This window comes from Streptomyces sp. NPDC048171 (assembly GCF_043202655.1).
Lineage (GTDB): Bacteria > Actinomycetota > Actinomycetes > Streptomycetales > Streptomycetaceae > Streptomyces.
The window spans coordinates 296922-322465 of record NZ_JBIDAU010000005.1; the positions used below are offsets into that span (position 1 = coordinate 296922).

23 protein-coding genes are annotated in these 25544 nt (G+C 75.1%); 10 read left to right on the plus strand and 13 right to left on the minus strand.

Features of this window, described 5'->3' with window-relative positions; genetic code table 11:
* Positions 1–252 precede the first annotated feature (252 nt).
* Positions 253–2334, plus strand: a complete 2082-nt coding sequence (locus tag ACGF3J_RS15935) for a PhoX family protein (protein ID WP_393854211.1) — start codon at positions 253–255, stop codon at positions 2332–2334.
* A gap of 31 nt (positions 2335–2365) precedes the next feature.
* Here the strand turns inward: ACGF3J_RS15935 and ACGF3J_RS15940 are convergent, their stop codons facing one another.
* From ACGF3J_RS15940 to ACGF3J_RS15955, 4 genes are all read right to left on the minus strand, one after another.
* A complete protein-coding gene (locus ACGF3J_RS15940; RefSeq protein ID WP_161329541.1) occupies positions 2366–3379 on the minus strand; it encodes an endonuclease/exonuclease/phosphatase family protein in 1014 nt (337 codons plus the stop codon).
* 83 nt (positions 3380–3462) lie between these two features.
* Positions 3463–3816, minus strand: a complete 354-nt coding sequence (locus ACGF3J_RS15945; RefSeq protein WP_161329542.1) for an ADP-ribosylation/crystallin J1 — start codon at positions 3814–3816, stop codon at positions 3463–3465.
* A 45-nt stretch (positions 3817–3861) separates the two neighbouring features.
* Positions 3862–4767, minus strand: coding sequence for a hypothetical protein (locus tag ACGF3J_RS15950; RefSeq protein ID WP_161329543.1), 906 nt, complete (start codon positions 4765–4767; stop codon positions 3862–3864).
* A 57-nt stretch (positions 4768–4824) separates the two neighbouring features.
* Entirely contained in the window at positions 4825–5250 is a 426-nt protein-coding gene (locus ACGF3J_RS15955) for a hypothetical protein (protein ID WP_161329544.1), read from the minus strand.
* A gap of 113 nt (positions 5251–5363) precedes the next feature.
* On the opposite strand from ACGF3J_RS15955, the gene ACGF3J_RS15960 reads away from it, so the two are divergent.
* Both ACGF3J_RS15960 and ACGF3J_RS15965 read left to right on the plus strand, forming a co-directional pair.
* Positions 5364–6554, plus strand: a complete 1191-nt coding sequence (locus ACGF3J_RS15960) for a PP2C family protein-serine/threonine phosphatase (RefSeq protein WP_161329545.1) — start codon at positions 5364–5366, stop codon at positions 6552–6554.
* A gap of 63 nt (positions 6555–6617) precedes the next feature.
* Positions 6618–7715 (plus strand): hypothetical protein, encoded by a 1098-nt coding sequence (locus ACGF3J_RS15965; RefSeq protein WP_393854212.1) that lies wholly within the window; start codon positions 6618–6620, stop codon positions 7713–7715.
* A 270-nt stretch (positions 7716–7985) separates the two neighbouring features.
* Here the strand turns inward: ACGF3J_RS15965 and ACGF3J_RS15970 are convergent, their stop codons facing one another.
* On the minus strand, positions 7986–8162 hold the full coding sequence (locus ACGF3J_RS15970) for a hypothetical protein (protein ID WP_346345953.1): 177 nt from the start codon (positions 8160–8162) through the stop codon (positions 7986–7988).
* Positions 8163–8275: 113 nt separating this feature from the next.
* Between ACGF3J_RS15970 and ACGF3J_RS15975 the strand changes: the two genes are divergently transcribed.
* Positions 8276–9625: a helix-turn-helix transcriptional regulator gene (locus ACGF3J_RS15975; RefSeq protein WP_161326522.1), complete on the plus strand. Its 1350-nt coding sequence runs from the start codon at positions 8276–8278 to the stop codon at positions 9623–9625.
* Positions 9626–9714: 89 nt separating this feature from the next.
* Positions 9715–10452: a GAF and ANTAR domain-containing protein gene (locus tag ACGF3J_RS15980; RefSeq protein WP_393854213.1), complete on the plus strand. Its 738-nt coding sequence runs from the start codon at positions 9715–9717 to the stop codon at positions 10450–10452.
* A 338-nt stretch (positions 10453–10790) separates the two neighbouring features.
* Here ACGF3J_RS15980 and ACGF3J_RS15985 read toward each other — a convergent pair whose 3' ends face one another.
* From ACGF3J_RS15985 to ACGF3J_RS16010, 6 genes are all read right to left on the minus strand, one after another.
* Complete coding sequence (locus ACGF3J_RS15985) at positions 10791–11552, minus strand: hypothetical protein (RefSeq protein ID WP_393854214.1); 762 nt, start codon at positions 11550–11552, stop codon at positions 10791–10793.
* Positions 11553–11681: 129 nt separating this feature from the next.
* Entirely contained in the window at positions 11682–13352 is a 1671-nt protein-coding gene (locus ACGF3J_RS15990; protein WP_161330408.1) for a glycoside hydrolase family 13 protein, read from the minus strand.
* Between the two features lie 90 nt (positions 13353–13442).
* On the minus strand, positions 13443–14423 hold the full coding sequence (locus ACGF3J_RS15995) for a nucleoside hydrolase (protein ID WP_161330407.1): 981 nt from the start codon (positions 14421–14423) through the stop codon (positions 13443–13445).
* Between the two features lie 302 nt (positions 14424–14725).
* Positions 14726–15094 (minus strand): DUF6479 family protein, encoded by a 369-nt coding sequence (locus tag ACGF3J_RS16000; RefSeq protein ID WP_161330406.1) that lies wholly within the window; start codon positions 15092–15094, stop codon positions 14726–14728.
* Positions 15095–15163: 69 nt separating this feature from the next.
* Positions 15164–16042, minus strand: a complete 879-nt coding sequence (locus tag ACGF3J_RS16005; protein WP_161330405.1) for a serine hydrolase — start codon at positions 16040–16042, stop codon at positions 15164–15166.
* Between the two features lie 343 nt (positions 16043–16385).
* Entirely contained in the window at positions 16386–17318 is a 933-nt protein-coding gene (locus tag ACGF3J_RS16010) for a LysR family transcriptional regulator (protein WP_346346308.1), read from the minus strand.
* A 115-nt stretch (positions 17319–17433) separates the two neighbouring features.
* Between ACGF3J_RS16010 and ACGF3J_RS16015 the strand changes: the two genes are divergently transcribed.
* Together ACGF3J_RS16015 and ACGF3J_RS16020 are read left to right on the plus strand one after the other, a co-directional pair.
* Positions 17434–18432 carry a PHB depolymerase family esterase gene (locus tag ACGF3J_RS16015; protein WP_161332085.1) on the plus strand — a complete coding sequence of 333 codons (999 nt, stop codon included), beginning with the start codon at positions 17434–17436 and terminating at the stop codon, positions 18430–18432.
* Between the two features lie 239 nt (positions 18433–18671).
* Entirely contained in the window at positions 18672–20312 is a 1641-nt protein-coding gene (locus tag ACGF3J_RS16020) for a penicillin-binding transpeptidase domain-containing protein (protein WP_393854215.1), read from the plus strand.
* Between the two features lie 9 nt (positions 20313–20321).
* Here the strand turns inward: ACGF3J_RS16020 and ACGF3J_RS16025 are convergent, their stop codons facing one another.
* Positions 20322–21461: a cytochrome P450 gene (locus tag ACGF3J_RS16025; protein WP_161330083.1), complete on the minus strand. Its 1140-nt coding sequence runs from the start codon at positions 21459–21461 to the stop codon at positions 20322–20324.
* Positions 21462–21598: 137 nt separating this feature from the next.
* On the opposite strand from ACGF3J_RS16025, the gene ACGF3J_RS16030 reads away from it, so the two are divergent.
* Entirely contained in the window at positions 21599–22291 is a 693-nt protein-coding gene (locus ACGF3J_RS16030) for a TetR/AcrR family transcriptional regulator (RefSeq protein ID WP_161330082.1), read from the plus strand.
* Positions 22292–22295: 4 nt separating this feature from the next.
* Here the strand turns inward: ACGF3J_RS16030 and ACGF3J_RS16035 are convergent, their stop codons facing one another.
* Positions 22296–22751, minus strand: a complete 456-nt coding sequence (locus ACGF3J_RS16035; RefSeq protein ID WP_161330081.1) for a tellurite resistance TerB family protein — start codon at positions 22749–22751, stop codon at positions 22296–22298.
* Positions 22752–23052: 301 nt separating this feature from the next.
* On the opposite strand from ACGF3J_RS16035, the gene ACGF3J_RS16040 reads away from it, so the two are divergent.
* Positions 23053–24402 carry a hemolysin family protein gene (locus ACGF3J_RS16040; RefSeq protein ID WP_161330080.1) on the plus strand — a complete coding sequence of 450 codons (1350 nt, stop codon included), beginning with the start codon at positions 23053–23055 and terminating at the stop codon, positions 24400–24402.
* On the plus strand, positions 24399–25421 hold the full coding sequence (locus tag ACGF3J_RS16045) for a hemolysin family protein (protein WP_161330079.1): 1023 nt from the start codon (positions 24399–24401) through the stop codon (positions 25419–25421). Before ACGF3J_RS16040 ends, ACGF3J_RS16045 begins: the two co-directional genes overlap by 4 nt.
* Positions 25422–25544 lie beyond the last annotated feature (123 nt).

Below are 25544 nucleotides of genomic sequence, written 5' to 3' on the forward strand. Positions count from 1 at the left end.
CGGGTGAGTTGATGCCCGTCAATCCCTGGCCAGGACGGACACGTAAGGTTAGCGGTCCCGACTTGTGATCTTGTGCAGGGTCTGCCACGAAAGCACGGGCGCGTCAAGGTGGGATCGAGACGGCGCGGCAATTCCCCTCCGGCTGCCACGGGTTCACCCGCCGTTCACCGCGCCGCCCGGCTCCCGCACGTATGTGCACCTACGGTCGCGCTGACACCAAGGGCATCCAAGGGTTTCTCAGGGGAGAACACAGTGCGCAAGCTGCTGCCGTTGATCGGGACACCGTCGTCCGGTTCGCACCCGGGCGGCCGGTCCGCCATGACCTGTCGCTTCCGGTGTGGGGACGCCTGCTTCCACGAGGTGCCCAACACCAGCTCCAACGAATACGTCGGTGACGTGATCGCCGGTGCGCTCAGCCGCCGTTCCATGATGCGTGCCGCGGCCGTCGTCACCGTCGCCGCGGCGGGTGCCGGGGCCGTGGGCGTGGCCGGGGCGCCGTCGGCGCAGGCCGCGCCGGTGGCGGGCCGGGGGCACGGGCACCACCCGAAACCGCAGGGCGCGCGCGGGCTGCGGTTCACGCCCGTCGCACCCAACAAGGACGACAAGGTCACCGTTCCGGAGGGTTACCGGCAGGACGTCGTGATCCGTTGGGGTGAACCCATTCTGCGCGGGGCGCCCGCCTTCGACCCGGAGAAGCAGACCGCGAAGGCCCAGGCCGGTCAGTTCGGGTACAACAACGACTTCCTGGCGCTGCTGCCGCTGCGCGGCGAACGCGACCGGCAGGTCCTCGTCGCCAACCACGAGTACACCGACGAGGTCCTCATGTTCCGGGGCTACGACCCCGAGAACCCGACGCGCGAGCAGGTCGAGATCGCCTGGGCGGCGCACGGGCTGTCCGTCGTCGCCGTGGAGGAGGAGCGCAGGAGCGGCAACCTGACGCCCGTCTCGCGGCACCGGCTCAACCGGCGGGTCACCGCCACCACCGAGTTCCGGCTGACCGGGCCCGCCGCCGGCTCCGACCTGGTGAGGACCTCCGCCGACCGGTCCGGGCGCAAGGTGCTCGGCACCCTCAACAACTGCTCCGGCGGCACCACCCCGTGGGGCACGACGCTGCACGGCGAGGAGAACTTCAACCAGTACTTCGCCAACAGCAACCGCGACACCGACAAGCGGTACGGGATCGGGACCGGCGCCACCGAGCGCAAGTGGGAGCGGTTCGACAAGCGGTTCGACGTGGCCAAGGAGCCGAACGAGGTGCACCGCTTCGGGTACGTCGTCGAGCTGGACCCGTACGACCCCGAGTCCACGCCGCGCAAGCACACGCTCCTCGGCCGCTTCAAGCACGAGGCCGCCACCGTGCGGCTGACCTGGGACGGCCGCCCGGTCGTCTACACCGGCGACGACGAGCGGTTCGACTACTTCTACAAGTTCGTCGGCAGCAAGCGGATGCGGCACGGCGGCAGCCGTTCGGCGCGCGAGCACAACCTGTCGCTGCTCGACGAGGGCACCCTGTACGTCGCGAAGCTCAGCGGCGACTCCCCGGCGATCGAGATCGACGGCACGGGCAAGCTGCCGCGCGACGGCGAGTTCGACGGCAGCGGCCGCTGGATCCCGCTGGTCACCGCGACCGAGGACGGTGCCGTCTCGCACGTCGAGGGCATGAGCGCCGAGGAGGTGTGCGTCTTCACGCGGCTCGCCGGGGACAAGGTCGGCGCGACGAAGATGGACCGGCCCGAGGACATCGAGCCGTCGCCGGCGACCGGCAAGGTGTACGTCGCCCTCACCAACAACACCAACCGCGGGGTCGGGTCCAACGCCAAGCCGGACGAGGCCAACCCCCGCAACGCCAACAAGCACGGGCACGTCCTGGAGCTGACCGAGCGCTGGAACCGGGCCGACGCCACCAGCTTCGCCTGGTCGCTGTTCCTGGTCGCGGGCGACCCGGAGGATCCGGCGACCTACTTCGCGGGCTTCCCGAAGGACCGGGTCAGCCCGATCTCCTGCCCGGACAACGTGGCCTTCGACGACCACGGCAACCTGTGGATCTCCACGGACGGCAACGCGCTCGGCACCCACGACGGCCTCTTCGGTGTCGCGACCAAGGGTGACCGGCGCGGCGAGCTGAAGCAGTTCCTGACCGTGCCGACCGGCGCGGAGACCTGCGGGCCGCTCATCCAGGACCGGCGTGTGCTGGTCGCCGTGCAGCACCCGGGCGAGGTGGACGGAGCGTCGGTGGAGGAGCCCGCCAGCACCTGGCCCGACGGGCCGGGGAAGATCGTGCGGCCGGCGGTCGTGGCGGTGTGGCGCGCGGACGGCGAGGACATCGGCGTCTGAGCCCCGGCGGTCACGCCGTGCGGGGCCGGTGTCAGCCGGCCCCGTGCAGCGTGAGGTCGACGACCAGCGCGCGGTGGTCGGTGTCGGCCAGGTCCAGGAACCGGGCGCCGCGCGCGGCGAAGTCCTCCGACACGAGGACGTGGTCGATCTGCGCGCCGAACGCCGGGCTGGTCCGGGCCGGCCAGCTGACCGTGCGGTCGGCCCCGGACAGCCGGGCGGCGTCGCTCAGCCCGGTGTCGAGGATGCGGCGGAAGGCGGCGTGGTCCTGGGAGGCGTTGAAGTCTCCGGCCACGACGGCGGGCGTGGAGCGGTCCCCGGCGACCGCGTCCCGCAGCGCGTCCAGCTCGTCGCGCCACAGGCCCACCTGGTCCGGCAGCGGCGGCATGGGGTGGGCGAGCTGGAGCCGTACGGCGTGGCCGCGCACGTCCGCGACGGCGCCCGGCATGCCCATGGTGGCGGGGACGCCGGCGGTGGCCTCGAGCGGGTAGGTGCTCAGGATGACCGACCCCTCGGAGCCGCCGCCCTCGACGGCCTGCCGGTGGGGGTAGTCGGCGGCGAGGTCGCGGCGCAGTGCCGCGTCGCACGTGTACTCGCACTCCTGTACGAACACGAGGTCGGGCTGCTCCTCGCGGACGGCCGCGACGAGCGCGTCGGTGCCCTGTCCGAACTCGACGTTCGAGGTCAGCACCCGCAGCTCGGCGAGGGGCGGTCCGGCCGGGTCGGCGGACTTGCCGTACGGCTCGATGAACCAGGCCAGCAGGCCGAGCAGCGCGACACCCCACACCGCGCCGGTCCACCACCGCGCGAGCAGCGTCAGCAGCAGCCCGGCGCCGGCCGGCACGAGCAGCCAGGGCAGGAAGGCGAGCAGCTGCGGTACGGGGGTGACGCCGTCGGTGTCCGCGACGCGGCAGCCGACGACCACGCTCACCAGGGCGAAGAGCAGCGCCGCGCACCAGGCTCCGAAACGCCGTCCGGCGCGGCGCCCGGCCGGTCGGCCGGGGGAGTCCGTCCACTCACCGGTCGCCGTGTCGGTGTCCGTGTCCACGTACCGGCCCTCCGCTCGCGGATGCGATGCCCGAATCCTCCCTCAAAGACGGGGACGGTGCGGCGAAAGTTGCGCGCCGGGCCCTACGCCGGTGCGTGGAACTCCCGCACGACCTCGATACGTCCGACGATGTGCCGGTTGAACTCGGCCAGCTCCTCCGCCGGGACCCACAGCTCCAGGATCGTCTCCCCGCCGGCCTGGCGCACCGGGTAGCGCTCCAGGAAGGCGGTGTCGACCTCGAAGCGGGTGACGTAGCCGGAGCCGGAGGCGGGGACGTTCCAGTCGCGCGCGATGCGGACCGCGTAGTCCTCGTTGAGGACGGGGTAGAAGATCGGCTGCTCGGGCAGGCGCGGCGGCCAGGCAGTCCAGTCGGCCGCCTCGACCAGTGCCAGCTCCTCGGGGCCCGTGGGGCGCCACAGGGTCGTCGTCTCGGGCATGAGCGGTGACGGTAGCCGACCGCGGGCGGGCGCCGCCAAGCGATTTCAGAGCCTCGTGCGGGTCGGTCCGGGGGCCGTGGGATCCGGGGCCGGTGGTGCGGGAGGCCGGCGGCGGTGCAGGAGGCGGGTGGTGAGCCAGGAGGTCAGGGCCACCGTGAGGCCGAGGGCGACGAGGAGCCAGGAGGCCGTGCGCAGGGTCTCGGTGAGGGCGTCGTAGACGGCGCCCGCGGCGGGACCGTCCACCGGGCCGGGGAGGTCGGCGACGGTGAGTCTGCGGCCGAGCACGACGGCGAGGGCGAGCAGGGCCCCGCCCAGGGCCGTGCCGATCCCGGCGGCCGTCAGTGCGTGGCGTCGGCAGGCGGCGACCGCGATGCCGCCGAGTGCGAAGACGACCGCCGCGAGCGGCAGCCAGAAGGCGGCGACGTCGAGCACGTGGTAGCCCTTCCTGAGCCGGTCCACCTCGTGGGCCGGGAGCACGGTGACCGCGGTGTGCCGCACCGGGATGCGCCGCGCGAACGACACGTGGTCCGCGGCCAGCCGCTCCCGTACGCGTGCGGTGACGGGCGCCAGGTCGACGGTGACCGGCCGGCCCCGTGCCCCGTCGTCCCGCAGGGCGCGCAGCACGGCGACGTGGACGGCGCGGTTCGCCGCCTCCCAGCCCACGCGGAAGGCTTCGGTCCGGGCGAAGGAACGGGCCGCGTCCCGCACGAAGAGCCGCACGGCGCCGTTGCCGGGGCCGGCCGCGACCTCGTCGGCGACTCCGGCGCCCAGGGTGTCGGCGACCGTGTCCCGTACGTCCGGGTCGTCGGCGAGCGGCGCCATGGCCGCGACGTACCGCCCGGTGTCGGCCAGCCCGTACGCGACCCAGCCCGCCAGCGTGCCGCACGGTGCGAGCAGGCAGGCGAGCGAGATCAGTACGGCCGACAGGCCGCTCCTCAGACGCGGGGCCACCCTCCCAGGCAAGCCCGGGCGGCCACCCGCGGCGACCGGGATGACTGCATATGGCCCCTACGTACGCGCCGCCCGCGCCTCCTCGGCGTCCTGGTGGGTGTAGTAGCGGTAGAACAGCGACGCCGTCACCGCCGCCGCCAGCAGCAGGGACACCAGGATGGACGTGAACATGGCCACGCCGCTGCCGGAGTACAGGAACCCCAGCGCGCTGCCCGCGAACGCGCCCCACAGCACCGCGTGCCCCTCCCGCGGCAACCGGGCCGCGACCGCGCGGACCGCGACGAAGAGCACGAAGAACACGAGAACGCTCAGGAAGCCGACCAGCAGGTTCCAGCCGGTGATGGGCCCGCCGTGGCGGCGGACGGACGCGACCCAGTAGCCGTAGACCAGGCCGATCGCCAGCGGCATCGCCCATTTCATCAGCAGGTGGGTCCGCGCGCCGTAGACGTCGGGCGGTGTGTGTGTCGGTGCCGCGTGAGCCATGGAGCACTCCTCTCGCTCGCCCCGACTTCCAGGGCACACCTGGGCGGGCCGGGCGGCAAGTCAGGATGCGGGGCGCCGGGGGGCGTGCTTCGCTTGCTGCTGTGAGGGGTCGCGTGCGCAGGCCGGTGCGTGGCCGGTGGAAGTGGGGACGGCTGGTCCAGGCGGCCGGCCGCGGCGACGTCGTGTCCCGCAACGAACTGCTCAGCGTGCGCGGGCACAGCGTCGCCTGGCTGATCCCCGCGGTGCTGCTCGCCGGCATCGCGCTGGCCGACGTCAGCACCGACGTGTTCCAGATCATCTCCTGGACCGTCCTCGTCCCCGGTGTCGCCGCCGCGGTATGCGGAGTGCGGGCCACGGCCGTGTTCTCGCTGCTGGCGGTGGTCGTCTACCTCCTCGCCGACATGGTCTGGAAGCACCGGGAGGAGACCGGGCTGCCCGGTCTGATGCTCGTCGTGATCGGCGGCGGCGTGGCGGTGGTGGTGGCCGCGGTCCGGGTCGGCGGTGAGCAGCGCATGCTGCACATGCGGGACATCGCGGAGACGACGCGCCGCACCGTGCTGCGCCCGCTCCCGGTGGGCTTCGGCGGCCTGGAGCACGCCGCCGTCTACCTCGCCGCGGACAGCGAGGCCCGCGTCGGCGGCGACTTCTACGACATCCAGCCCGGGCCGCACGGCACCCGCGTCCTCCTCGGTGACGTGCAGGGCAAGGGCCTGGGCGCGGTCGACGCGGCCGCCGCCCTGCTGGGCACCTTCCGGGACGCCGCGTACCACGAGCCGGACCTCGCCGTGGTCGCCAGGCATCTGGAGATCCGCATGCTGCGCCACCGCGCGCACACGGCGGCCCTCGGCCGAGCCGACGGCGACCGGTTCGCCACGGCCGTGCTGGTGAGCTTCCGCCTCGACCTGCCCCACGCCGTGGAGATCGTCGTCTTCGGCCACGAGCCGCCCCTGGCGGTCAGCCCCGGCGGCGTACGCGCCCTTCCGGTCGCCGGCGGGCTGCCCCTGGGCATGAGCGATCTCATCTCCCGCCCCCTGGTGGCGGTGAGCCGCGCGGCGCTCGCCGACGACGAGGCGCTGCTGCTGGTCACCGACGGGGTCACCGAGGCCCGCGATCCCCAGGGGCGGTTCTTCCCGCACGGCGAGGCCGTCGCCAGCGCCGTCGCCGCCGACGCCGCGAACGCCGCGCCGCAGCGGCTGGTGACCCTCGTACGGGACGGCACGCTGCGGCACTGCCGGGGGCGGCTGGCCGACGACACCACGGTCTTCGCGGTACGGCGGGTGGGGCGGCCCCCGAGGTGGCCCTGAGCGCCCCGCTTCGCGGCCGCAGCGGTTACGGTGCTGCCGTACGTGATCGACAGGGGAGGGGACATGCCCGGAACCGTGCTGCTGCTCGCGGCGTCGCCGGTGGGCAGGGGATGCCTGGTGGACGCCGCCTCCGTCCTCCCCGTGCTCGCGGCCGTGCCGCCCGCCGTGCTGTCCGGCACCGACACGGCGAACGTCGTCGAACTCGCCGACCCGCTGGAGCCGCAGGCCGTGCTCACCCGGCTGCGCGCCGCGGCGGCGGCCCCGGGACCGCTGACCGTCTACGTCGTCGGGCAGCTCCAGCTGGACCGGCGCCAGCGCCTGCCGCACCTGGCCCTGGCCCGCACCACCCCGGCCACCGTCCGCTACACGGCCCTGCCCTGGCACTGGATCCGCGAGGAGCTGCGGCTGCGGCCGAGCGGTGCGACGACGCTGCTGCTCGACCTGCACGCCGACCACGAGACCTGGCAGTGGCTGCGGGCGGGTTCACCCGATCCGCTGAACGCGTTGGACTGCGGGCGCAACAACGCCGTCTACGGCCGTGTCGCGCCGCCGCCCGCGCGGCGGACGCTGGCCGTCCCCTCGTACATGCGGGCCCTCGCCACGATCCTGCGCAGCGGGCACCGGCCGCCCCCCGACGCGTTGCACCAGCAGGCGCTGGCCCGAACGGCGGCCGAGGCGGCGGGCAGCGGCGCGGCGGCCGGCGCGGACCTGGTGCTGACGGGGCCGGGGCCGGCCGCGGGCGACCCGCACGCCGTCATCGCCGCGGCCGTTCAGGCGGGCCGGCACCCGGACGCGGACGCCCTCGCCGCCCGGCACGAGGGGGCCGCCGCGCACGCGTACGGGCCCGCCTCCGAGGAGGCGCTGCACTGGACGGAGGTCCGGGCCGACCTGGCGATGTTCGCGGGCGACCCGGTGCGCAGCTGCCGGGCCTGGCTGACGGTGGCCGAGGCGCGCCTCGGCGCCGGCCAGCCCCCGCAGTCACCCGCGGTGGAGGCGGCCGTCGACCGGGCCCACCACCAGTGGGGCCGGGTGCGCGACACCGTCCCGGCCCGGGAACTGGGCGCGGCCCTCGCCGCGCTGCGCGGCCGCGTACCCGGGCGCCGCGAGGGCGCCCTGGACCATGTGCGGCGGGAGCTGAGCCGGTTGCAGACCCAGGGCTGAGCGGGGAGACCCGGCATCCGGGCGTCTCTCGGGTCCTGCGCGGGTCGGCGGAGCGCCTGACGCTGGACGGCGGCAGCCTCCCGGTCGGTGTCCCGGTCACGGTGTGCCCGCACGCCGGCTCCTTTCCTGAGCCGGACCCGTCCGGGCTTGACCCATCTGCCCATCTGCCCATCGGCCCATCGGCACGCGGCCGCGGAGGGGGCGGTCGACGGGCACAGTCCGCGGCCGCCGGGGCAGGGTGCGGCGCCCCCGGTGTCGCCCGGACGTCCCTCAGCGGTCCACGGACGCCACGTCCGCCGGCTGCGGGGCGGTCTCCCCGACGGGGACGGGTGCGCCGGCCGCGGACGTCGGGCCGGCGTTCGCGGCCAGCAGGAGGCAGGCCACGGCGGCGAGGGCGGCGGCGACGGCTCTGGCGTAGCGTTCGGCGGTGCGGGTGCGTACGGGCACGGCGTCCTCTGCGGGATCCGGGGATCGTGTCAAGCACTGTTAAGCGCGCTTAATACGCGGTTTAACCTAGAGCCGTCCGAGTCGAACGGCAAGAGCCTCAAGGGGAGTTGGCAGTGGGGGACCGTGACGACCGAGGGGCCATCGGACGCCGGGTGCAACGACTGCGGGCCGAGCGCGGGATGACCCAGCGCCAGCTCGCCGAACCGGCGTACACACCCGCCTACATCTCCACCCTGGAGGCCGGCCGCGTCCGCCCCTCCGACGAGGCGCTGCGGCACCTCGCCGAGCGGCTGGGCGTGGGCTACGAGGAGCTGGCCACCGGGCGTCCGGCACGGCTCGCCACGGATCTGCGGCTCAGGCTCACCGAGGCGCAGCGCACCCTCGCCACCGAGGGCGCGGAACAGGCCGCCGGGCAGTACACCGCGCTGCTCGCCGAGGCCGAGGCGCACGAACTGCCCGAGGAACGCGCCGCCGCGCTGCTCGGGCTCGGCGAATGCGCCTTGGAGACCGGCGAACTGGCCGCCGGACGGCAGTACTTCGAACGGGCCGAGCGGTGCCTCGCCGACGCCGGAGCCCCGCTGCCCGGCCGGGTGCCCGCCCTGCGCGGCCGCGCCGTCGCGCACTACCTCGCCGGTGAACTGCGGTACGCCGTCTACCTCCTGGAGTCCACCCTCGACGAGCTGAACCGCGGCGGCCTGCACGACCCCGACGCGCTGCTGCTGCTCTACGCCAGCGCGATCGGCCCGTACATGGACATGGGCGCCCACGCGCGCGCCGCCCAGGCCGCCGAACTCGCGCTCTCCCTCGCCCCCAGCGCCGGCGACCCCGCGCTGGTCGCCCGGATGCACCGCTCGGTCGCCCGCACCCTGCTCGCCGAGGGCCGCCTGGCCGAGGCGGACGCGTCGCTCGCCAAGGCCGCCGAGCTGTACCGCACGCTGCACCTGCGCACCGAGCTGGCCAACTGCCACTGGATGCGCGGGTACGTCTACGCCCAGAACGGCGAACTGCCGCGCGCCGAGGAGGAGATGCGCGAGGCGCTGAGCATGCTCGCCGCCACCCGTGCCGCCCTCTACAGCAGCCAGGTCGCCGTCGAGCTGGCCGACGTACTGCACCGGCGCGGCAAGTCCGAGGAGGCCGCCGCACTGCTGCACGAGGTGCTGGACGACCTCTCCTCCGAGCGCGGGGCCGTGCACTCCGCGGGCGCGCACCGGCTGCTCGGCATCATCGCGGAGGACGCCCGGGACACCGAGGCCGCGGAGGAGCACTACGTCCGCGCGCTGAGCCTGCTGGAGCGGGCGGGCGCGGCCGGTGACCTGGCCGACCTGTGCCGGCTCCTCGGCGACCTGCTGCGCCGCACCGGCCGTGTGGAGGCGGCCCTCGACGCGTACCGCACCGGCCTGGGGCACCGCACCGCGCCGGGCACCACGACCCTGGGTCCGGCGCCGGCGCAGCCACCGCTGTAGCGCGGCGCGTCACGTCCCGCCGGTTTCCGCCGGTTTCCGCCGGTCGGGCAGGGGTAGTCGGCCCTCGGCCGCCGGGTGGGAAGGAGGCGGTGCGCGTGCCGCCCAGTGACGAACCCCGCGGGCTCCCGGACGGCTCCGCCGCCGCCGAGCTGATCGCCGCCGAGGTGCGCGGCGCGGCGCCGGCCGAGGTGCCCGGGCGGATGTGCGCGGTGGCCGTACGGCTGCTGCCGGTGACCGGGGCGAGCGCGTCGCTGCGCGGCGAGGGCGTGCCGGTGCGGCTGTGCGCCAGCGGGGACCGCGCGTCGTACCTGGCGGAGATCCAGGCCACGCTCGGCACCGGCCCCTGCGTGACGGCCGTCGAGGAGGGCGTGCCGGTGCTCGCCTGCGACCTGACGTGCGGCGCGGACGCCGGGCGGTGGCCGTTCTTCGCCCAGCAGGCCACGGCGGTCGGCGTCCACGCGGTCTACGCGCTGCCGCTGGGCACCGACGCCGCGTGCCTGGGCACGCTCGACCTCTACCGGGACAGCCCCGGCGGCCTGAGCGCGCCGCAGTTGCGCACGGCACGGCTGGTGGCCGGGGTCATCACGGTGGCCCTGATGGCCCTGCCGCGCCGGGAGGGGGCCTGGCTGGACGAGGTGGCCGGCGACCACGACGAGGTCTACCGGGCCGTCGGCATGATCATGGCCCAGCTGCGCATCGGCGCGGACGAGGCCCTGGCCCGGCTGCGCGCCGACGCCTTCGCCCGCGACCGCACGGTCCAGGCCGTGGCCCGCGAGGTACTGACCCACCGCAGACACTTCGGCCATGACGGGGGCCCCGGGCCGTGAACCCCGGCCCGGGCCCGTCGCTGCCGCGGGCCCGTGCCGAGCGCTGCGCGCCCGGGCCGCGGGGGGGGGGGCGTCGGTCGCCCGCCGGCCGCAGACCGTGGCCCGGCTGCCCGCGGACCAGGGCTCGGTCGCCCCGCTGGAGGCCAGTCCCGCACCTGCGCCCGTTCCTCGACGCCGGGCGTCCGCCAAGCGCCGTGCGCTCGTGCGGGCGGTCGTCCAGCCGGCCGGCCAGGGGCGTGACCGGCCGCCCGCCGAGCGTGACGCGGGGCCCGGCCGACCGCCGCCCGGCGACCGACCGCCGGCCCCGGACCGGCCCGGGCGTCCCGCCGCCGCCCGCCCTACACCTGCACCCGCCCCTGTCGCCGGGCCTCCGTCAAGCGTCGGGCGCCCGTTTCGGTCGCTGTCCACGTGGGGTCGTCGGACGGTTCGGTGAGGGTGCCGATGGTCAGGGCGGCGGCGTCGTCGCCGACGCGGACGGCGACGAGGTCCACGGTGAGGACGGATTCCCCGGCGTTCAGCGTGACCCGGACGCCCTGTCGGGCCTCGCCCGCCTCCGGCAGCGGCACGGCGGTGACCCGGACGTCCCGGGCGGGGCCGTGGGCGGCGCGGGACGTGAAGTGCCCGCAGGTGTCCGGCAGCGTGCCGAGCCAGGTCAGTGTCCGGTCGAGGTCGGCGGCGCGGTGCGAGGTGACCCGGTAGTGCAGCTGGGCCCCGCCGTCCGTGTCGTCCAGGGCGGCCATGGCGCGCGGCGCGGTGCCGAAGAGGTCCTCGGTGTACAGGACGTCCAGCAGGCGACGGCAGTCCGGCCGCTCGGCGGTGGCCTTGAGCAGCTCGTCCCGCCAGGTCGCGGCGCCCCGTGTCGGCTCCCACGCCTCCCCCAGGTCGTCCGCCGTGATCAGGGCCGCCCGCGCCTGACCCTCGGTGAGCACGGGCGGCACGGCGGCCGGTGCCGGCGCGGCCGGGGACCGCGGAGCCGTCGGTGCGGGCGTGGCGGGGTGCTCCGCCGTCCGCCCGCCCCCGGCACAGGCGGCCGCCGTGAGCGCCAGGACCGCCGACAGCAGGGCGGCGAGCCGGGGACGGGCGGCGGGGGCGTGCTGCATCGGTGCCTCCTGGAGGGCCGGTGCGGCCGGCGCCGCTCCGGGCCCGGCCGCACCCCCCAGGCCACCACCGTCCCCGCCCCGCCACCAGCGCGCGCGGCCGTCCGGGTGAGGGTTGGGGACGGTACGCGGTTACAGCCCCAGCCAGACCGTCGTGTCCGGGCCCAGGCGGCCGTCGTCCAGCGGGCTGCTGCTCAGCAGTACCTCGCCGGCCGGGAGGTCGACCGTGGCACCGCTGAGGTTGGTGACACAGCGCCAGCGGTCCGTGCGGTCGAACCGCAGGACCCCGTCCGGCACGTCGTCGGACCAGGTCAGCGACTCGCCGTCGAGCAGCTTGCGGCGCAGGCGCAGGGCCGTGCGGTACAGCTCGAGGGTCGAGTCCGCCACCCCGTCCTGGGCCTGGACCGAGTACGCCGAGAAGACCGGCGGCTGCGGCAGCCACGCGGCGCCCGCGCCGAAGCCGTACGACGGTCCCTCCGTCGTCCACGGCAGCGGCACCCGGCATCCGTCGCGGCCCTTGCGGACGTGTCCGGTCTGCTCCCAGATCGGGTCCTGGAGGACCTCGGTGGGCAGGTCGGCCACCTCGGGCAGCCCCAGCTCCTCCCCCTGGTAGACGTACGCCGAACCGGGCAGCGCCAGCATCAGCAGCGTCGCCGCGCGGGCCCGCCGCAGTCCGGCCGCCGGGTCCACGGCCGGGGCGTGGCCGCCGGACAGCAGCCAGGCGTCGGTGTCGGTGCCCGGCGGCAGCACCAGGCGGGTGGCGTGCCGGACCACGTCGTGGTTGGAGAGCACCCAGGTCGCCGAGGCACCGGCGGCGTGCGCGTCGGCCAGCGAGCCCGTGATGATCGCGCGCAGCTCCGCCGCGTCCCAGCCGCCCTGGAGATACTCGAAGTTGAAGGCCTGGCCCAGTTCGTCCGGGCGGGCGTACAGCGCGCGACGGGCGCCCGGGACCCACGCCTCGGCCACCGCCATGCGGGGCGGGGTGTAGGTGTCGAAGATCTTGCGCCAGTCGCGGTAGACCTCGTGGACGTCGTCGCGGTCGTAGAACGGGTGGGTGCCCGGAGCGAACTCCGCGAGCGCCGCCTCGCCGCTCAGCTCGGGGGAGCCGAGGTCCCGCAGCGGCTCGGCCAGGTCCTTGACCAGGGCGTGCGCGACGTCGATGCGGAAGCCGTCGACGCCCCGGTCCGACCAGAACTTCAGCGTGGTGCGGAAGTCGGCGCGGACCTGCTCGTTCTCCCAGTTCAAGTCGGGCTGTTCGGGGGTGAACAGGTGCAGGTACCACTGCCCGTCCGGCACCCGTTTCCAGGCGCTGCCGCCGAAGACCGACTGCCAGTCGGTGGGCGGGAGTTCGCCCCGCGTGCCGCGGCCGTCGCGGAAGACGTAGCGGTCGCGGGCCGCGGAGCCGGGGCCCGCCTCCAGGGCCTCCAGGAACCACGCGTGGCGGTGCGAGGAGTGGTTGGGGACCAGGTCGACGATCACCTTGAGGCCCAGCCGGTGCGCCTCGGCGGCCATCGCGTCGAAGTCGTCCAGGGTGCCGAGGCGCGGGTCGACGTCGCGGTAGTCGTCGACGTCGTAGCCGCCGTCGGCGAGTTCGGAGGGGTAGAACGGGCTGAGCCACAGGGCGTCGACGCCCAGGGCGGCCAGGTGGGTCAGGCGCTGGGTGATGCCGCGCAGGTCACCGAGCCCGTCGCCGTCGGCGTCGGCGAAACTGCGGGGGTAGACCTGGTAGATGACGGCCTGCCGCCACCAGTTGGGGTCCTTGGACGACAGGTCGGGCTTGGCGGCGGTGCTGCGTACGGTCACGCGGTCTCCTTCGCGGGCGTGCGGGCGACACGAATAGATCTGTCCACATCACCCGAAAAGCGAACCCGCGGGCCCGCGACGCGCCGAGGGCTACGGAGTCCTGCGCTCGACCGCCGAGAGATACAGCTCCACGTAGCGGTCCACGTCCACGTCCAGGGCCACGTCCACCAGGGGCTGCTCCCGGGTCCCGTCATGGAGTTCGGACTCGCCGGGGCGGACGCGGCGGTCGACGACGGTCTGCCCGCGGGCCGGGCCGGGAGCCAGGGATACCTCGACGGGCAGCCGGTGCGTGGTCAGGCCCGCCGGGTCGAGCACCGCGCAGACCGCGCCCGCGTCGCCGAGGCCGCCGCCGGGGTCCGACTCGTCGGTGGCCGGGCCGCGGTGGGCGAGCAGCTCACCGGCGAGCCGGGTGCCGGGCTCGCCGCTCGCGCGCAGGCGGCGCACGTCCGGGCCCGGGACGATCACCCGCTGGAAGACGTCGAGGCCGTACATCGTGATCGGCACCCCGGCGCCGAGCAGGATCGCGGCGGCCTCCGGGTCGTGCCAGACGTTGAACTCGGCGACCGGCGTCGCGTTCCCGGTGGTCACCGCGCCGCCCATGAACACGATCCGCTCGATGTTCGCGGTGACCTCCGGGTGGGTGCGCAGCAGCAGCGCGATGTTGGTCGCCGGTGCGGTGGGGATCAGGGTGACCGGGCGCGGGGAGGCGAGGATCTCCCGGCGCAGCAGGGTCACCGCGTCCACGTCGGCGGCGGTGCGGGTGGGCGGGGGCAGCCCGAGGTCGCCCATGCCGTCGTGGCCGTGCACGTGCCGGGCGGTGCGTACGCCCTCGATCAGCGGCCGCTCGGCGCCCCGGGCGACGGGGATGTCGGGGGCGCCGGCCTGCTCCAGCACGGTCAGCGTGTTCCGTACGACGCCCGCCACGTCGGTGTTCCCGGCCACGCAGGTGACCGCGCGCAGGTCGAGTCCGGGGTGGCGGACCGCGAGCAGCAGGGCGAGGGCGTCGTCGACGCCGGTGTCGCAGTCGATGATCACGGGGACGGGCTGCGGCGGGCCGGGGGCGGTCGTCACGGCGGGGGCTCCTTGGGCTGCGGGGGGCCGGTCCCGGCGACCCTACGCGCGCCCACCCGCGCCCCCGCGCTCCGGGCGGCTCCGCCGGACGGCTCCGCCGCGTCTGCCGGGTGGCTCCGTCGTGTCCGTCGGCCGTATCCGCCGTGTCTGCTGGGCGGCTCCCGTCGTGTCCGCTCGCCGCTGGACCGCCGGGCCAGGCGGCTCCGTCGTGTCCGCCAGGCGCATGCGGTTCCGCCGTGTCCGCCGGGCGCATCCGCCGCGTCTGCCGGACGGCTCGCCGTGTCCGCTCGCCGCCGGAGCGCTCAGTGGTGCCCGGAGCCGCCGCTGCCGAAGGCTCCGCTGGAACCGGGCAGCCAGCGCTTTCGTCGCTGGTCCTCGCCCCGGCGGCTGCCCGAGTGGTGCAGCTCGTAGGGCATGAGCCGTGGGCTGCCGTCCTGGTTCAGCGGGATCTCGTCGGGTTCCCGCATCTCCCGCTCCTCGCGGACGGCGCCGGTCTCCGGAAGGTGGGGCTGATCCTCGGCGCGCGGGCGGTCGGACTCCCGGTCCATGACCCGCATGCCGATCCGTACGGCGCCGATGAGCGCGCCGGCGACCACCAGCCCGAGGATGAAGGCCACTGTCACGTTGACCGCGTCGGAGGCGGCCAGCAGTTCATACGTTGCCGTACTCATGTTCTGATTATGTACCCCCGAATGGGATAAAGCGCCCGATATGTCTCTTCGGTCTCCGGGCCCGGCGGTTCACGGCGCCCGCAGCGCGTCCACCGCGATCCGGGCCGCCGTACCGATGACCGCGTCCGCGGCCGGGAGTGTGGCGGCGGTGTGGGCGGTGCGGGTGAAGACCGCGACGGCGTAGCGGCCCCCGTCGGGGTACTCGACGACGCCGACCTCGTTGCGCAGGGTCGGCAGGCTGCCGGTCTTGCCGGCCACGTGGACGTCGTCGAAGGGGAAGCCCGAGGCCAGGCGGTGCGGCCAGACCTGGAGGCCCATGATCCGGCGCATGGCGGCGCCGTACTCGGGCGGGCACGCCTCGTCCCGCCAGACCGCGGTGAGCAGCCGGGTCATGTCCCGGGGGGTGCTGCGGTTGGTGCGGGCGGGGTCCAGGGCGCGCAGCCGGGTGATGACGTGCGGGTCGGTCAGGGCCCGGGCGCCGGCGGGCCCGGCGTCCTCCCGCATGGTGGACAGCATCTCGCCGAAGCCGTACACGGCCCGCGTCCGGGTCAGGCCGAGCCGCTCGGTGGTCCGGTTGACGACGTCCAGACCGACCCGGCGCAGCAGCAGGTCGGCGGCCGTGTTGTCGCTGACGGACATCATCCAGAACGCCGCGTCGCGCAGTGACAGCCGGACCGGGTCCAGCATCGCCGACAGGCCGGTGGGCCCCGGGGTGCGCCCCTCGGCCGGGCACTCGACCTGCTCGGTGAGGTCGAGCACCCCGGCCGCCGCCTGCTCGTGCAGCGCCACCAGCACGCACACCTTGTGGACACTCGCCGTGCACACCGCCTGGTCGGCACCGGCCTCCACCTGCGCACCGGAGTCCACGTCCACGGCATGCAGCCACCCGGTGACCCCGGCCTCGGCAAAGGCCGCGCCCAGCCGGGCCGCGGTGGCGGTGTCGGTCATGACCGTGGCTCCGATGCCGGACGGGGACGGGTGGGGACGGCGCACGGCGAAAGGGGTGCGGGGCGCGGGCGGGAGGTGGGGGTTCCGGGGCGGGGGGTCGTGCGGGCGGTCCCGGGGGGCGGGCCGGCCGGGAGGGTGCGCCGGCGCCTGCCCGGTCGGGGGAGGGTTGCGGCGGCCCGGCCGGCCGCTCGGGTGGGGGCGGGAGGCGCGGGGTGAAGGCCGGTCGAAGGTGTGGCGGCATCGGGCGACGCCGGGCGCGCGGTGGTGGGGAACACCGGGCGGTGGCCCGTCGCGGGCGCGGCGGCACGGGGCGACGGTGGGTGGGGGAAGGCGACGCGGGCCGTCATAGCCAGTACTCCGATGCCGGGCGAAGGTGCAGGGGCCGGGCGGGGGCCTCCGAGTGGGCGTCGGCCGTGGTGCGCAGGGCGTGGTTGGCCGCGTCCGTGAAGGCGCCGACGGCGGCGTCGCCGCGCCCCTTCGGCCAGGCCACGGAGTGCCGCCAGGCGGGCGCGGCCCCGGCCAGCGGGCGCCAGACCAGGTCCTGGTCGCCGGGCGTCACCAGCCGGGTGTCGCGCGGGCACAGGGCGACGGCCCCGGACGACAGCACCAGGCCGCGTACGAAGCTGGCGCCCTGGCCGTGCCGTACGGCACCGGGCGTCCAGCCGCCCCGGGCGCACGCGGTGAGCAGGTCGTCGTAGACCGCGGGGGCGTCGGCGCGCGGGAAGAGGACCAGGTCGTAGCCGGTCAGGGCGGCGAGCGGCACCTCCGCCCGGTCCGCCTGGGGGGCGCCGCGCGGCAGCAGGACGCCGAGGTCGCGGCGGAGCACCGGGCCCAGCTCCAGGCCGGCCACGTCGCAGGGGTGGTGGATCAGGCCGACGTCCAGCTCGTGCGCGGCGAACCCGGCGAGCTGCTGGGCGGTGGACAGCTCGTGCAGCTCCAGCTCCAGTCCCGCGTGGCGTCGCCGGAAGTCCGCCAGCAGCGCGGCGACGGTCTCGCCGGAGATGTCGGGGGACAGGGCGGCGCGCAGCAGACCGGTCTCGCCGTCGCGGACCCGGCGCGCGGTGGCCCGCAGGGACTCGGCGCGGGCCAGCAGCTCACGGGCCTCGGCGAGCAGCAGCGTGCCCGCCTCGGTGATGGTCACCTGGCGGCTGGTGCGCTCGAAGAGCCGGACGCCCAACTCCTTCTCAAGCCGCTGGATGCGCTGCGACAGGGGCGGCTGGGCCATGCCCAGCCGGGTGGCGGCACGCCCGAAGTGTGACTCTTCTGCAACAGCCACGAAGCACTCCAGGTGCCGCACCAGGTCCACGAGCAGTAATCATATCGGGGATTGATCGATCCAACATCCATATGAATCTTGGACAAGGGCCCGGCGGGGTTGCTCTCCTCGGGACATGCTCTCCTTCCGCGACCTCGCATCCCGCCTCCGCCGGTGGCCCGGTGCGCTCGCCCTCGGCCTCGTGCTCCCCCTGGCCGGCTGCTCGGCCGACTCCTCCCGCCCGGACGCCGCGCCACCGGCGAGCGGCCAGTCCGGCACCGGCGGTACGGCCACGGCGGCGCCGGAGGTCGCCGGGGAGCTGCGGGTCGACGGCCACACCCGCAGCTACCTCCTGCACCGGCCCGCCGCCGACGGCCGCAGGCCCCTCGTCATCGCCTTCCACGGCCGCGGTGAGAGCGCCGCGGACCTGCGGGAGAAGAGCGGGCTGCAACGGGCCGCCGAGCAGCGCGGCATGCTCGTCGCCTTCCCCGAGGGCCTCGACCAGGGCTGGGGCGCGGGCGCCGAGGCGACCGGGCAGCGTCCCGACCCCGGGCGCGACGTGCGGTTCACCGAGGCGCTGATCAAGCACCTGGTCGGCACCGAGCACGCCGACCCGCGGCGGGTCTACGTCGCCGGGTTCTCCAACGGCGGCTCGATGGCCCTGCGCATGGCCGCCGAACGCCCCGCCCTGCTGGCGGGTGCGGCCTCGGTCTCCGGCCAGCTCGCCGCGGGCGACGCCGCCGTGAAGCCCACCGGCCCCGTCCCGGTCCTGGTGGTCTACGGCGCCGACGACCCCGTACGGCCCCTGGCCGGTCTGCCCTCCCCGCCGCCGGACCCCGAGGAACCGATCCTGCCGAGCCTGTCGGCACGGGACACCGCGGAGGCGTTCGCGGACGCCGGGGGCGCGGGCGTCCCGGTCACGCGGGCGCGGAAGGGCTACGACGAGACCGTCTGGCGGCCGAAGGACGGCCGGGGCGGCACGGACGCCGGCACCGTGCGGCTCCTCGTCGTCCACGACGCCGGTCACACCTGGCCGGGTACGACCGCCGCCCCGCCCGAGGGCTTCGGCCCCGTCAGCAAGGACCTGGACGCCACCGGCACCCTCCTCGACTTCTTCGCCGCCGCGGGCCGCTGACCCCGCCGCCGCGCGCCGCGCCGCCCCCGATGCCACTACCCCGCCACTCGGCCACCCCGCCACTCGGCCCCCCCCGGCCACCCGGCCCCCCGGTCACCCCGCCCCTCGGTCACCCCGCCCCCCGGCCCCCCGGCCACCCCGCCACCCCGCCACCCCGCCCCCCGGGCCACCCGGTCACCCCGCCACCCCGCCACCCGGCCACCCCACCGCCCCACCGCCCCGACAGACAGGGAACTCCCATGCCCGACGCCCCGTACCTCTCCTCCTCCCGTCGCCGCGGCCCCCGCAACGGCGTGCGGGCCGTCGCCGCGGTGGCGGTCGTGCTCGCGATCGCCGCGGGCGGCTCGTACGCCGCCGGGCTCGGGCCCTTCGAGCGCGGCGGCGACGACGGCCCGGACCCCGCCGCGATGGAGCAGGCGCGCGCGTTCCTCGCCGACTGGTCCGCCGGACGCCTGCCGGACGCGGCCGGCCGCACCACCAGACCCGGCCCGGCCGAGGAGGTGCTGCAGAGCTTCACCGCCGGGCTCGACATCGAGAAGCCGAAGCTGACGGCGGGGAAGGAGGCGAAGGAGGCCGAGGACGGCACCCTCGGCGTCCCGTTCACCGCCCGGATGCCGATCAGCGGCCTCGGCACCTGGACGTACGAGTCGCGGCTGCCGCTGCGCGAACAGGAGGACGGCGCCTGGAAGGTGGACTGGCGGCTGTCCCTGGTGCACCCGCGGCTGAGCGACACGGAGAAGTTCCGGCTGGAGCGCGCCGAGACCACCCCGCCGAAGGTCACCGACCGCGAGGGGACCTCCCTCAACGGCGCGCGGTACCCGTCCCTGGCACCGCTCCTGGGCAGGCTCGCCGGCGACTCGGGCGGCGGTGGCCCGCGCGGCGCGGTCGAACTGGTCGACCGGGCCAGCGGCGAGACCGTGCGCACCGAGGCGTCCTTCGGCAAGAAGCCCGACCCGGCGACGGCGGACCGGCCCGTGCGCACCACCCTGGACGCCACCTGGCAGTCCGCCGCCGAGCAGGCCCTCGAGAAGGCCGACGGCAAGAACGCCGCGCTCGTCGCCCTGCGCGTCGACAACGGCGAGGTCCTGGCCTTCGCCAACTCCCCCGCCGGCGGCTTCAACCGCGCCGCCTCCGGCACCTACGCGCCCGGCTCCACCTGGAAGATCGTCACCAGCAGCGCCCTGCTGCTCAAGGGCGCGGTCGCCCCCGACGACGTCGTGGACTGTCCCAAGTACCTGACGGTCGGCAAGGAGTTCCACAACGTCGAGACGTCGGAGCACCCGGGTGCCACCTTCCGCAAGGACTTCATGGAGTCGTGCAACACGGCCTTCATCAGCCTGCGCGGCAAGCTCGGGGAGGGGGAGCTGGGCGAGGTCGCCCGCACCTACTTCGGCGTCGGCCAGGAGTGGCACGTGGGCATCCCGACGTACGACGGCTCGGTGCCGGTGCCCAAGGACGAGACCGAGAAGGCCGCGTCGATGATCGGGCAGGGCCGGATCCAGGCCACCCCCCTGATCATGGCGTCGGTGACGGCGACCGCGGTCTCCGGCGAGTTCCACCAGCCGTCCGTCACCGCGGGCAACGAGGACGGCACCCGCACCGAACCGCTCCCCCGCGAGGTCGTCTCCCAACTGCGCGGGCTGATGCGGGACACCGTCACCGACGGCACCGCGCGCGTCCTGGCCGACCTGCCCGGCGAGGTCGGCGCGAAGACCGGCACCGCCGAGGTCTCCGACGACCAGGACAACAACGGCTGGCTCGTCGCCCACCGCGGCAACGTGGCCGTCGCCGTGGTCGTCGAGGAGGGCGTCACCGGCGGCGGCTCGGCGGGCCCGGTCGTCCACAGCCTGCTGTCCGCCGTACCGGAGGACCCGTCCTGACGCCCGTGGTCAGCCCAGGCGCAGCGGCAGTTCCGCCAGCCCCCGCAGGAGGGTGCTCGTGCGCCAGGTGAGCGTCGCCGGGTCGGTGGCGAACGCGAGCGTGGGGTACCGCTCCAGGAGCAGGCGTACGGCGACGGTGGCCTCCATCCGGGCCAGCGGGGCGCCCAGGCAGTGGTGGAGGCCGTGGCCGAAGCCGAGGTGGCCGCGGGGCGCGCGGCCGATGTCGAAGCGGTCGGGGTCGGGGAAGTGGCCGGGGTCGCGGGAGGCGGCGGCGAGGGAGACGAGCACCGAGTCGCCGGCCGCGACGGGAGTGCCCGCCAGCTCCAGCGGCTCGGCCGCGAAGCGGAACGCGGAGGCGTGCACGGGGGAGTTGAACCGCAGCGACTCCTCCACCGCTCTCCCGGCCAGGTCCGGCTCGGCGCGCAGCCGGTCGAGCTGGCCGGGGTGGGTGAGGAGGCTGTGGACGGTCGCGGAGATCAGGTTGACCGTCGTCTCGTGGCCGGCGACCAGGATCAGGAAGGCCATGCCGAGCAGTTCCTCGGCGGTGAGGCCTCCGGCGTCCGCGGCGGCGATCAGGTCGCCGAGGAGGGTGCCGTCCGGCGCGTCGCGCTCGGCGCCGGTCAGATCGGTGAGGTAGCCGGTCAGCGCGCCGGCCGCGGCCTCCGCCGCCTGGGGCGAGGTGGGCATGACCAGCTCGTTGGACCAGGTGTGGAAGACCTCGCGGTCGGCCCCGGGCACGCCGAGCAGTTCGCAGATCACCGTCACCGGAAGGGGCAGCGCGTACCGGGCGACCAGGTCCGCCGTGCCCCGGCGCGGCAGCGCGTCCAGCAGGTCCCCCGCGACGCGCTCCACGCCGGGGCGCAGGGCGGCGATCCGGCCCGGTGCGAAGTGGCCGGCGACCAGGCGGCGGAGACGGGTGTGCTGCGGCGGGTCGCTCTGGAGCATGTTGCGGCCGATGGCGTGGCCGCCGTCGGAGTCCCAGGAGGCGGAGTGCCGGATGTCGTTGCGCAGCCGGGGGTCGGTGAGCGCGGCCCGCGCCGCGTCGCGCGTGACGACCAGCCAGCTCTCCCCGCTCCCCGGCATCGACACCCGGTGGACGGCGCCCGCGGCCCGGAGGGCGCCCGGTTCGTCGGGGATGGGCGCGGCCATGGGACCTCCTGCGAACCGGGGACGGCGATGGAACGGGACGTTAAACGGGGAGCGCTCCCCGTTTGCGCGGCCGACGATAGCATCGGTACCGAGGGCACGGGGAGTACTCCCCGGTTCGCACGATCCGGAGGGTGAGGATGACCGTCGGCGCACGCGAGGGAGCGCCCCGGCAGCGACGCGACGCGCGACGCAACCGGGAGCTTCTGCTGGAGGCGGCCCACGAGGTGTTCACCGAGCAGGGTCTTGACGCGCCGCTGGACGTGATCGCGCGCCGGGCGGGGGTCGGCAACGCCACGCTCTACCGCCACTTCCCCACCCGCGCCGCGCTGGTGGACGCCGTGTTCCGGGACTCGCTGACCGGCACGATGGAGGCGGGTGAGCGGGCCCGGCGGGCGCCGGACGCGTGGGCGGGCCTCACCGGCTATCTGGACGTCGTCTTCGCGGCGCTGGCCGCCGACCGCGGCTCCAACGACCTGATGACCACGCATCTGCGGGGCGTGGACAGTCTGGAGGCCGTGCACGAGCACAACCGCCGGACCGTGGACGCGCTGCTGGTCCGCTGCCGGGACGAGGGCAGCGTGCGGGCCGACGTCACCACCGAGGACGTCCTGTTCGGGCTGGCGGCGCTGGGCCGCGCGGTCCCGGCGCTGACCGCCGCGACCGCGCCGGACGCCTGGCGCCGCCCGCTCGCCCTGTTCCTCGCCGGCCTGCGGGCCGGGCCGGCTGCACCGGCCCTGCCGGCGCCCGCGCTCACCGCCGCGGACCTCGGCGAGGTCCTGCGCGAACTGGGCCCGCACCGCACCCGCGCGGGCGGCCGCGACGGCGGGTGAGACCTCAGAGGTCGAACTCGTGCGGCGGCAGGTCCAGCGCGTAGCACGCCTCCCGCACCACGGCCCGCTCGTCCTTGTCGAAGTCCCCGTCGGCGCCGCCGATCACGATGCCGATCTGCACCACGGCACGCGCCTCGGCGGGCTTCTTCCTGGCCTTGGCGATCTCCTGGAGGATGCCGACCTTGCCGAAGGCGAAGTCGGCGGTGAGCTTGTCCAGGTTCTCCTCGAAGCGGCGGCGCAGGTCGTCGGCGGGGAAGTTCTGCAGCACCTCGTTGGCCGAGATCAGCTGGGCGACCCGCTGCCGCTCCGCCGGGTCGACGGTGCCGTCGGCCGCGGCGACCAGCGCGCACATCGCCATGCTCGCGTCGCGGAAGGCGCCGCTCTTGAGGTCGTTCTTCTTCGCCACGAGCTGCGTCTGCATCTGCGACGCGGACTCCTTGAAGCGGTCCCACAGGGCCATGAGAACTCCGTACGGGTCGGGAGAGCCTAGTATCTACAGTCATGTAGAAGTTATCAGGGCCGGAACAACGCGGACCGGCGCACCGTTCTCTACAGGTGAGTAGAAGCGGGGTGCGCGAGCACTCCCCTTCTCTTTGCAGGTCCTTTACCATGTGAGGGAAACCCTCGGGCGCGCGGCTGGTACCGGCGCCCGCCGACCCCGTTAAGGAGTCCCGTTCCGTAATGGAGCCTCCCAGTACCGGCCGTGCCACGGCCGGCCCGCCAGTGCCCCCGTATGCGCGTGAAGGAAGCGGGGTGGCACGGTGACCGAGGTCCTGCTGCTCCTGCTGGCCCTCCTGCTCACCCTGGCCTGCGCGGTCTTCGTCGCGGCCGAGTTCTCCCTCACCACCGTCGAGCGCGGTGACCTGGAACGTGCCGCCGAGTCCGGCGAGCGCGGTGCCGACGGAGCCCTGAAGGCCGTACGTTCCCTGACCCTCCAGCTCTCCGGCGCCCAGCTCGGCATCACGGTGACCTCGCTGGTCATCGGCATGCTGGCCGAGCCGTCGATCGCGGTGCTGCTGCGCGGCCCGCTGACGGCGATCGGCCTGGGCGCCGCCGCCTCGACGGTGGCGACGCTGCTCGGTGTGGTGCTCTCCACCGTCGTCCTGATGGTCGTCGGCGAGCTGGTCCCCAAGAACTGGGCGATCTCCCGCCCGATGGCCGTCGCGAAGGTCGTCGCGGGCCCGCAGCGCGGATTCACCACCGCCTTCGGCCCGTTCATCCGGCACCTGAACAACACGGCGAACCGTTTCGTACGCCGCTTCGGCCTGGAACCTGCCGAGGAGCTGGCGTCCGCCCGCAGCGCCGAGGAACTGGTCGCCCTCGCCCAGCACTCGGCCGCCGAGGGCGCCCTGGAGGCGGACTCGGCCGAGCTGTTCGTCCGCACCCTGCACCTGAGCGAGCTGACCGCGGAGAACGTCATGACCCCGCGCGTGGACGTCAAGGCCCTGGAGGCCCACGCCACCGCCGCCGACGCCGCGAACCTCTCGCACGCCACCGGCCTGTCCCGCTTCCCGGTCTACCGGGACAGCCTGGACGAGGTCATCGGCACCGTCCACATCCGCGACGTCCTGGCCCTGGAGCCGGAGCGCCGGGCGGTCACCCCCGTCACCGAGCTGGCCGCCGCGCCGCTCCTGGTGCCGGACAGCCTGCCCGCCGACCGCCTCCTGGAGCGCATGCGCCGGGCCCGCACCATGGCCGTCGTCATCGACGAGTACGGCGGCACGGCGGGCGTGGCCACCGTCGAGGACATCGTCGAAGAGGTCGTCGGCGAGGTGCGCGACGAGCACGACCCGGTCGAGATACCGGACCTGCTGCCCGCCCCCGCGCGGGCGGACGGCCGGACGGCCTGGGAGGCCGACGGCTCGCTGCGCCTGGACCACCTGCGGCGCATCGGCCTGACCGCGCCGGAGGGGCCGTACGAGACCCTGGCCGGTCTCGTCGCCACCCACCTCGCGCGCATCCCCGTCAAGGGCGACGTCGTCGACCTGGACGGCTGGCACCTCGACGTCCTAGACGTCGACCACCACCGCGCGGACCGCCTCCGCGTCACCGCGCCCGCGCCCCTGGTGGGCGGGCAGCCGGAGCACGAGCAGCGGGAGATGGCCCGATGACCGCCGTACAGCTCTTCATCGGCGCGCTGACGCTGCTGACCAACGCGTTCTTCGTGGGCGCCGAGTTCGCCCTGATCTCGGTGCGCCGCAGCCAGATCGAGCCGCGCGCGAAGGCGGGCGACAAGCGCGCCCGGATGACCCTGTGGGGCCTGGAGCACATCTCCCAGATGATGGCCACGGCCCAGCTCGGCATCACCGTCTCCTCGCTGGTGCTCGGCGCGGTCGCGGAGCCGGCCATCGCGCACCTGATGGAGCCGGTGTTCGAGGCGGTCCACATGCCGCACGCGCTGGTCCACCCGGTCGCCTTCGCGATCGCCCTGACCCTCGCCACGTATCTGCACATGCTGATCGGCGAGATGATCCCGAAGAACATCGCGCTGGCCGCCCCGGCGACCACCGCCCTGTTCCTCGGTCCCGCGCTGGTCGCCCTCACCCGGGCCCTGAAGCCGTTCGTCTTCGGCATCAACGCCTTCGCCAACGCCCTGCTCAAGCTGCTCAGGGTGGAGCCGAAGGACGAGGTCGAGGCCGTCTTCACGGACGACCAGCTGGCCCGCATGGTGGTCGACGCCAGCGAGGCCGGGCTGCTCACCCCGGCCGACGGCGAGCGCCTGCGCGACGCGCTGGAGCTGGGCACCCGCCCGGTCGGCGAGATCCTGGTCCCGTCGCAGAAGATGCGCACGGTCCCCCACACGGTCACCCCGGCCGAGCTGGAACGCATGGCCGCCGAGGCGGGCTACTCCCGCTTCCCGGTCACCGGCCCCGGCGGTACGGTCCTGGGCTACCTGCACATCAAGGACACCCTGGGCCTCACCGACCGCGACCGCCCGTTCCCGCGCTCGGCCCTGCACCGCGTCACCCGCGTCCGCATCGACACCCCGCTCGACGACACCCTCACCGCCCTGCGCACCGAGGACAGCCACCTGGCCGCGGTCACCGGCGAGACGGGCGCCGTCCTGGGCTTCGTGACGATGGAGGACGTCCTGACGGAGCTGGTGGGCCCGGCGCCGGTGACGTCCTGACCCCGTGCGGCCGGCCCGGTTGGCCGGCCGCACGCCGTTCCACCCAGCCGGGCGCCTTGAGCGCCCGCCCCCCGAATGGCCTCGCCACGCATTAGAGTGCGCCGTGCGCAGAGTGTGCCTTGG